Below are 634 nucleotides of genomic sequence, written 5' to 3'. Positions count from 1 at the left end.
GTGGTCGGGTCGCTGGTCGCGGTCGCGCTCGGCGTCTGGGCCCGCCAGCACGTCGGCACCGGCGTCGCGGTCAACCTCGCCGGCTTCTCCAGCGGCGCCGCGGCCAAGGCGTGGCTCGGTTCGGCCGCCCTGGTCCTCGCGATCGTCCAGGGCGTCACCGGCCGGATGATGATGCGCGGCTACGCCGACCCGGTGACCGCGGTCGTGCACCGCTGGTCGGGCCGCGCCGCGGTGCTGGTGACCGTGCCCGTCGCCGCGCAGTGCCTCTACGCGTTCGGCTGGTCCGGCGCGACGACGTCGGCGCTGCTGCACTCCGCGCTCGGCTGCCTGTTCTACGGCGCGTTCGTCACCAAGATGCTGCTCCTGCGCCGCCCCGGCGTGCCGGGATGGCTGCTCGCCGTCGCGGGCGGGGTGCTGCTCGCCGTCCTCGCCGGGGTCTGGCTGACCTCGGCGCTGTGGTTCTTCGCCGGCCACGGCCTGTCGTTCTGACCCCCCGACCGCTCCCACCGTCCCCCGGAGGTCCCCCGTGTCCCCGATCCCGCGCCGCCGGCTCCTCGCCGGCGCCGGTGCCGCCGTGGCCTGCTGCGCCGCGGGCTGCGCCACCTACGGAACCCCGCGCGACACGGCACCCGCC

At 76.8% G+C, this 634-nt stretch carries 1 protein-coding gene; it reads left to right on the top strand.

The features are described 5' to 3' along the window. A partial coding sequence (locus GTW08_RS24245) for a DUF6529 family protein (RefSeq protein ID WP_161152585.1) occupies nucleotides 1-489 on the top strand: 489 nt, incomplete at its 5' end. Nucleotides 490-634: the final 145 nt, after the last annotated feature.

The sequence above is a fragment of the Pseudonocardia sp. SID8383 genome, from assembly GCF_009864975.1.
Lineage (GTDB): Bacteria > Actinomycetota > Actinomycetes > Mycobacteriales > Pseudonocardiaceae > Pseudonocardia > Pseudonocardia alni.
The sequence above is the reverse complement of the archived record's forward strand: the minus strand, read 5'-3'. Positions and strand labels throughout refer to the sequence as shown.